This is a genomic window from Desulfobaculum sp. (assembly GCF_054921475.1).
In genome coordinates this window covers 1-6,269 of record NZ_JBUDSW010000222.1, presented here as the reverse complement: position 1 = coordinate 6,269, position 6,269 = coordinate 1, and the positions used below count along the sequence as shown (strand labels likewise).

Annotated in this window: 6 protein-coding genes and 1 tRNA gene; 4 read left to right on the top strand and 3 right to left on the bottom strand. The window is 59.5% G+C overall.

All coding sequences use genetic code 11. From position 1 onward, the window contains the following. On the top strand, positions 1 to 824 hold an 824-nt coding region (locus tag ACY69P_RS13115; RefSeq protein ID WP_462327796.1), incomplete at its 5' end, for an AEC family transporter. A 115-nt stretch (positions 825 to 939) separates the two neighbouring features. Here the strand turns inward: ACY69P_RS13115 and ACY69P_RS13110 are convergent. Further along, positions 940 to 1,016: transfer RNA gene (locus ACY69P_RS13110), tRNA-Arg, on the bottom strand. A gap of 190 nt (positions 1,017 to 1,206) precedes the next feature. On the opposite strand from ACY69P_RS13110, the gene ACY69P_RS13105 reads away from it, so the two are divergent. After that, a complete protein-coding gene (locus ACY69P_RS13105) occupies positions 1,207 to 1,812 on the top strand; it encodes a UbiX family flavin prenyltransferase (RefSeq protein ID WP_462327795.1) in 606 nt (201 codons plus the stop codon). Between the two features lie 12 nt (positions 1,813 to 1,824). Further along, positions 1,825 to 2,520, top strand: a complete 696-nt coding sequence (locus ACY69P_RS13100; protein WP_462327794.1) for a metal-dependent hydrolase — start codon at positions 1,825 to 1,827, stop codon at positions 2,518 to 2,520. 112 nt (positions 2,521 to 2,632) lie between these two features. On the opposite strand, the gene ACY69P_RS13095 is transcribed toward ACY69P_RS13100, so the two are convergent. Next, positions 2,633 to 3,085, bottom strand: a complete 453-nt coding sequence (locus ACY69P_RS13095) for an RrF2 family transcriptional regulator (protein ID WP_462327793.1) — start codon at positions 3,083 to 3,085, stop codon at positions 2,633 to 2,635. A 143-nt stretch (positions 3,086 to 3,228) separates the two neighbouring features. Further along, a complete protein-coding gene (uvrC, locus tag ACY69P_RS13090; RefSeq protein WP_462327792.1) occupies positions 3,229 to 5,058 on the bottom strand; it encodes an excinuclease ABC subunit UvrC in 1,830 nt (609 codons plus the stop codon). A gap of 373 nt (positions 5,059 to 5,431) precedes the next feature. On the opposite strand from uvrC, the gene ACY69P_RS13085 reads away from it, so the two are divergent. After that, on the top strand, positions 5,432 to 6,269 hold an 838-nt coding region (locus tag ACY69P_RS13085), incomplete at its 3' end, for an outer membrane homotrimeric porin (protein ID WP_462327791.1).

Below are 6,269 nucleotides of genomic sequence, written 5' to 3'. Positions count from 1 at the left end.
CCGCACTGCTTTTTTCCTCGCTGGCCACCACGCCCATTGAGGAAATCTTCCAAATACGCTTTGCGACGGCCTACACCATGTCGATGATCATTTCCTATCTGTGCATGTTCGGCATCTCGTCGTGGCTCTTCAAGGCCTGCGGGCCGGTCAGCTGTATTCGCTCGGCTTCGGCCAGCTTGCCGAACAGCGCGTTTCTTGGCCTGCCGATTATCATCTCTCTGTTCGACAACACCCACGAGACGCTGGTCATTGTCACGCTCTCCATCTTGCTGCCCACCGCAATTGTTATGCTCATCGTGACGCAGTTCGAGATGTATCAAAACGCTGATGGCAAAGGCCGAGCGGCGGTACTGCGCAACGTTGGATTCTCGCTCATCAAAACGCCGGGCATCTTGATGGCCTTCGCGGGCATTGCCGTGTCGCTCTGCGGCTTGCATATTCCGGCATTTCTCACAGACAGCATGCAGAGCTTTGGCATGGCGTCCGTGCCGTGCACGCTGTTCGCCATAGGCATGCTCATTGCGCAGCTTGACCCCAAGCTGAACCTGAAGAGCGTCCTCTCCGTGAACCTGATGAAGCTCATCATCCAGCCAGCCCTTGCCGCCACTCTGCTCTACGCCTTTGGCATAACGGGCAAAACTCTTGTTATCGGCGCCCTGCTCGCGGGCATGCCCAGCGCGCCGCTGGCCTGTGTGTTTTCGCAGGTCTATAACGCCGGAGAATCCGAAACCTCCGCAACGGTCTTCATCTCCATGCTCGTCTACATCCCGGTCTTCTGGGGCATCATCACCATCGCCAACGGATTTGGCGTGGCCTTTGGCTGATGACGCCTCTTGCGTTCGTGGTGCATACCGTGGCCGCTACTAAAGCTCGCTTCGCGAACTGAAATCGCACAAAAAAAGGACTTCCCGATTACTCGGAAAGTCCTTTTTATTCTCATGGTGGGCAATGCAGGAGTCGAACCTGCGGCCTCTAGCTCCGGAGGCTAGCGCTCTATCCAACTGAGCTAATTGCCCGTGAAGGAGGGCTTAATATGCCCTGTGAGGGAATGTTGTCAAGCAGGATTTATCATATTTTCATGCCGCTGTCCCCGCTTTGGTCCCAAACCGAAGCCCCCTCCGCCCCCATCTCCAGCCCTGTATTGAGCGCTGGAGCGCGAGTCCGGTTCGGCTTGTAAGGCTCTCTCGCCAATGGTATTTGCTTGGTATGACATCACACGCCGTACACCACACAAAAAGCCCCCGACGCATCGTCCTCGCGGTGACCGGAGCAAGCGGCATGCCCTACGCCGTCACTCTCGCCCGCGTTTTAGGGCAAACGCCCGATATTGAACTGCACTGCATCGTCTCCGCCGCAGCGGGCGAGGTGCTCCGACTGGAAACCGGCGACGGCGCGGAGGCCATCACGGCCCACGCTCACGCCGTTTATTCGCAGGACGACATTGGCGCGCCACCAGCAAGTGGCTCGTGGCAGCACTCCGGCATGATCGTGTGCCCCTGCTCCATGGCGTCGCTTGCGGCCATCGCCACGGGCATGGGCTCCAACCTCATCCACAGGGCGGCGGACGTCACCCTCAAGGAGCGCCGCCCCCTCGTACTGGTCCCCCGCGAAACACCGCTGAACAGAATCCACATGGAAAACATGCTCCGCGCCCATGACGCCGGCGCCACCATCATGCCGCCAAGCCCGGGGTTCTACCTGAATCCGCAATCCGTCACCGCGCTCGTCAATCACTTTTGTGGACGCGTTCTGGATATGCTACACGTCCCCCACGACCTGTCAGCCCGCTGGGGCGACGAGACACCGAGCTAAGGAGAACCACTCATGCCAAACACCATTACCTGGTACTCGCACGCCAATTTCAAAATTCAGACGCCCTCGCGCACGCTGTTTGTCGACCCTTTTTTTGACGGCAACCCCGCCGCGCCCATTTCCGGCGCAGACATCACCGAGGCCGACGCCGTCCTCATCACCCACGACCACGGGGACCATGTTGGCAGCGCTGTGGACATCTGTACCCGCACAGGCGCGCAGTTGGTCGCCATTGTCGGCACTGCGGAAAAACTGCAACAGGCTGGCGTTCCGGCAGGACAGATTGCCAACGGCATCGGCATGAACATTGGAGGGACGCTGGACCTTGGCGGAGTGCGCGTCACCATGACGCAGGCCTTCCACTCCAGCGAATCCGGCGCGCCAACCGGCTACATCATCACCCTGGAGGATGGCTACACCATCTACCACGCTGGTGACACAGGCATTTTCAGTTCCATGGAACTGTGGCGACAACTCTATTCCATCGACCTCGCCCTGCTCCCCATCGGCGGCGTGTTCACCATGGACCCGGCGCAGGCCGCGCTGGCCTGTTCGCTGCTCGGTTGCCGGACTGTCCTGCCCATGCACTGGGGCACCTTCCCCGTTCTGGAGCAGAGCACTGCGGCCTTTGCTGACGAGCTTGCCACCCGCGCGCCAAAGACGACGCTCCTCTCCGCCACCATTGGCGAGCCGCTGACGCTGTCATAAACACACGCTGGCTTCAGACCGCCCCCACAGGCGGCGCCCATTATCATAAAAGAAAGACCGACACGGCTCGCCGCGTCGGTCTTTTTCATTCTTCTGCGCTTGTGGCGCGCCGCTAGGACTCCCCTTCCACGGGGTCATCCGCCAACAACGACGCTGAGGACGCCGGAGAATCCATAAGGTCGGCCAAGCTGATGGCTTCCAGCCCTTCTCGCAGCGCTTTGGACGCATGCATCCATGCGCTCCGTGTTTTACAGTCGTCCACGCGGCCGCAGGAGTTGGGGTCCGCGCAGCACTTGGTCAACGAAATGCCGTCTTCCATAATCTCAACAATGCGGGCGAGGGTCACATCCTGCGGCTCCACAGCGAGGCTGTGGCCGCCGCTGGCACCGCGCAGGCTGTGCACCAAACCGCCCTTCTTCAGCGGCTTGATAATCTGCTCGATAAACTGAACGGAAATGCCTGTACGTTCAGCAAGGTAGGACGCCTTAATGGGGGCGGCGCCAGCATGCTGCGCCAGCTCCAGCAGGAGCCGGGCCGCATAGCGCGAACGGGCGGATAATTTCATCGGTCTATCTCTATTCGTTTCATACAATCCATGAAGTCTGTGACGCTGTGGACCTGACGGCCCAGCAACCCGATTAAAACAATCCGAATTAGGCGTCAAGCCATCCACACTGCACATTGACAGAATACGCCGTGCTCCCGGCGCTATTCAGACTCCCCTTTCAGCTGACGCAAAGCCTGATGCAGCGCCTCGGCGCGTTTGGGCCCCAGCCCCGGGACACGCCGGAGGTCCTGCACTGACGCCGCGCGCATGGCGTCGATGGAGCCAAAGGCGTCCCATAACTGCCGCGCCATCTTAGGGCCAATGCCGGAAAGGCTGGTCAATTCGCTACTGAGCATCTTCTTGGTCCGCCCCGCACGCTGGCGCCCAATAACGAAAGAATGCGCAGCATCACGCACGCGCTGCAGGAACAGGAGTTCCGGACTGCCAGCCTTGAGCGGAAGCGGATTCTTGCGCCCCGGCAGAAAAATTCTGTCATCCAGAGCGCCTGCGCGGCGGTCTGGACCGGCGCCTGGCTCACCAACGGCCTTGGCGATGCCTGCAATGGGCCACGCCGCCGGGCGGCCTGCCTCCTCCAGCGCGCGTTGCACCGCCGCAACCTGCCCCCGTCCACCGTCGATAAGCACAAGGTCCGGCGGCGGGGCATCGGACGCAACACGGCGCGTCGCCCACGCGGCAAGAGCCGCATAGTCGTCGCCGCTGCCCTCAAGCTCCTCAAAGGTATACGTGCGGTACTCACTCTTGGCGGGGCGGCCGTCCTCAAACACAACCTGCCCGCCCCGCATGCCCTTGCCGCCAAGGTGCGAAATATCAATACACTCCACACGCCGCGCAGGATGCGGGAGCCGAAGCGCCTTCATCAGCAATTCCTCAAGCGGGGCCTCGCTCTCGGACGGCGCGGCCTGTGCGGCGTTGGCACGGGCCAGTTCAAGGAGCTTTTTCTCATCGCCGGAGCGCGCGGTACGCAGCCGAACCGGTCCCTGCCGATGCTCGGCCAAGACGTCGGCCAAAACCGGGTCGTCTGGCTCCCACGGCAACAGAATGCGTTCCGGTACAAACCGGCTTTGGGAGTAGAACTGCATGAGAAAGCCGGACACGGCCTCGCCCCCCTCCTCCAGCCCAAGGCCGGACCAGAAGAACGACTTGCGGCCAAGAAGCCGCCCCTGCCGGATAAACATCAGTGCCAAGCCAAGGCCGCCATGCGTCTCCGCAACAGCGACAACGTCAAGGTCGGAGCGCGTCTGCATGACCACGCTCTGGCGTTCCACCGTCATCTGCACTGCCCGCAGCTGGTCACGAATCTGGGCGGCTTTCTCGAACTCCAGCGCCTCAGAGGCCGCCTGCATCTGCACGGTCAAATCCTCGGTAAGCTCCCCGGTACGCCCGGCAAGAAAAAGCTCCACCTGCCGCACAACCGTGGCGTAATCCTCCCGCGGGACGACCTTCACACACGGAGCAAGACACTGCCCAATATGATGGTACAAGCAGGGGCGCACACGGTTGGCAAACGCCTTGTCCGTACATTTGCGAAGCGGAAACATGCGCCCCATGATTTTCCATGTGGCGCGGGCGGCAGCGGCGGAAGTGAACGGTCCGTAGTACACGGAACCATCACGGACAACCTTTCGCGTCATGGTCAACCGCGGATAGTCATGCCGCTTGGAGAGCTTCATAAGGACATACTGCTTATCATCACGCAGCACGATGTTGTAGCGCGGGCGATGCTTCTTGATAAGGCTCGCCTCAAGGAGCAAGGCTTCCTTCTCCGTCGCGGTATGAAGCGTCTCGATGGCGGCTATGCGTCCCACCATGATGCGGGTCTTGGGCGTCTGCTGGCCGGGACTACGAAAATACGACGAAAGCCGCGCCCGAAGACTCTTGGCCTTGCCGACATATATAATGCGCCCGCGCGAATCCTTCATCAGGTACACGCCGGGCGACTGCGGATAACGTTTCGGGTCAAATTCGAACATACGCCCCATGTACACCAGTCCCCGCGCCTTGTCTTGTGAGCCCCTCCCCACCGACCTGTTACATTTTCGTCAAAACAGGCATTCTATTCCCACTTTCACCCTCAATCGGGCAATTCTCCTGTTCTCCATGTGCAACGCCATAAACCACGTGATCCCCGTCAGTGCAGAATCCCTCGCATTTGGCGCTTTTCGCAGGGACAAGATTTTGTACGGTAAAAAAATTTTGACCTTTGTCATTTTTTCCACGCTTTACGGTTGATTCCCTACTGAAAAAGCGATAATCACGACAATGAGCTTGGGCGCAACCAGGCTCGCCGTGGCGTTAGAAATGTTCAGCACTTTGCCTCAAAGCAAAACAAAGAAGGAATTCACCATGAAACGAGTATTGACTCTGGCCCTTGTGGGCGCTCTCGTTCTGGGCCTGGCGGGCTTCGCTTCCGCCAAAGAAGTCCAGATGAAAGCTCAGTTCAATCATTTCCTGACTTGGACTGACAACGCAGACTTCAATGACAAGGACCGTGAAGACGACTTCAAGGCCGACCAGCGCATCCGTGTCTACTTTGACTACGTTGCGTCCGAAGCCCTGAACGCCGTTCTCGGTTTCGAAATCAACTCCGAATGGGGTAGCGAAAGCGAAGGTGGCGACCTCGGCACCGACGGCAACACCGTTGCTGTGAAGCATGCTTACACCAACTTTGTGGTTCCCGGCACCTCCGTGTCTGCCCGCGTTGGCCTGCAGCCTGTCGGCTTCAAGGGCGCTTACGGCTCCCCCATCTTTGACGACGACGCCGCTGGCATCCTCGTGTCCTCCCCCATCACCGACCAGGTCGGCCTGACTGTTGGTTGGGTCCGCGCACTGGACAACGCTGATGGCGAGGACGACAGCAAGTACAACGAAGACGACATCGACATCTTTACCGCCATCCTGCCGGTAAACATGGACGGCTTCGGCTTCACCCCCTACCTGATCTACGGCTCCCTCGGTGCTGACATCTACAACGCAAAAGATTCTGGCGGCGACAATATCCTCGACATTGAGGACAAGCACTTCTACGCGAAGGGTCTGGTTTCTTCCAACCCGAAGCTGTCTGGCGTTGATGACAACACCTCCCTGTTCTGGGGCGGCTTGAACTTCGAAGTCACCATGTTTGATCCCTTCACCGTTAAGGGTGACATCATCTACGGTGCCGTCAATCACATGGTCGATAAGG

Bases quoted from the DNA above. Each gene is read 5' to 3' on its own strand.
- ACY69P_RS13100 (WP_462327794.1), top strand. From the start codon at position 1,825: ATGCCAAACACCATTACCTGGTACTCGCACGCCAATTTCAAAATTCAG.
- ACY69P_RS13105 (WP_462327795.1), top strand. From the start codon at position 1,207: ATGACATCACACGCCGTACACCACACAAAAAGCCCCCGACGCATCGTC.
- uvrC (WP_462327792.1), bottom strand. From the start codon at position 5,058: ATGTTCGAATTTGACCCGAAACGTTATCCGCAGTCGCCCGGCGTGTAC.
- ACY69P_RS13095 (WP_462327793.1), bottom strand. From the start codon at position 3,085: ATGAAATTATCCGCCCGTTCGCGCTATGCGGCCCGGCTCCTGCTGGAG.